The 329-nt window shown below is 35.9% G+C and carries 1 protein-coding gene; it reads left to right on the top strand.

Annotated features, from left to right (window positions below; all coding sequences use genetic code 11):
- Positions 1-14: 14 nt before the first annotated feature.
- The coding region (locus R0K30_RS21410) for a hypothetical protein (protein ID WP_410612795.1) at positions 15-329 on the top strand (315 nt) is incomplete at its 3' end.

The raw sequence follows: 329 nt of genomic DNA, 5'->3' as shown, positions 1-329 counted from the left end.
GAAGTTGAAAATATATGATAAATCAAAACCCAACAAGAGAGCTAGAAGAGCAACTAAGTCATAGTATATTCCAAAGCTACACTGATTTTAGTAAATTTCTTCGTAGTCGGACGGGCAAAAGAAACTTCGTTGCCCCTGCATACAGGTTTGATGAGTTTTTCAAAGAATGCGACTTACAATGGGGCAAGATACCCTCCTATAAGATTATAACTCACACCTTTGATAATCACTTTGTCCAAAAAAATATGCCTGTACTTGGATGGCTTTTAAAAACGCGTCAAATCTTTGTCGATAATACAACAGAGCAAATTATTATTTCACAAGCAGCT

This window comes from Bacillus sp. SIMBA_154 (assembly GCF_046536015.1).
Classification (GTDB): Bacteria; Bacillota; Bacilli; order Bacillales; family Bacillaceae; genus Bacillus; species Bacillus pumilus_P.
This window is presented reverse-complemented; position numbering and strand designations above follow the sequence as displayed.